Source organism: Columbia Basin potato purple top phytoplasma (assembly GCF_028595955.1).
Taxonomy (GTDB): domain Bacteria; phylum Bacillota_I; class Bacilli_A; order Acholeplasmatales; family Acholeplasmataceae; genus Phytoplasma.
In genome coordinates, this window is sequence record NZ_JANHJP010000060.1 from 1 (window position 1) to 288 (window position 288).

Annotated in this window: 1 protein-coding gene; it reads left to right on the forward strand. The window is 23.6% G+C overall.

Annotated elements, in window-relative coordinates; all coding sequences use genetic code 11:
• Positions 1-47 precede the first annotated feature (47 nt).
• Positions 48-288 (forward strand): DDE-type integrase/transposase/recombinase (locus M8044_RS02555; RefSeq protein ID WP_323805919.1); only part of this gene is annotated, 241 nt, incomplete at its 3' end.

Genomic DNA, 288 nt, shown 5'->3' on the forward strand with positions numbered 1-288 from the left:
TTGTAAATACAAAAATTAAAGTCAATCCTAAAACGGTTTATCTGAAAATGAAAAAAATGAATTTATTATGTCAAACCAGAAAAAATCGTTATCTGAAACGTTATCAAAATAAAAATTACATTCCTCTTTCTCAATTAAATCTTTTAAAAAATAATTTTCAAGCTACTCGTCCTTTACAAAAACTGTGCGCGGATTTTACTTATTTATCTTATAATAAAAATAAAACTCTTTATTTATCAGTAATCATGGATTTATATAATCGGGAAATTATCAGTTATCATCTTTCTG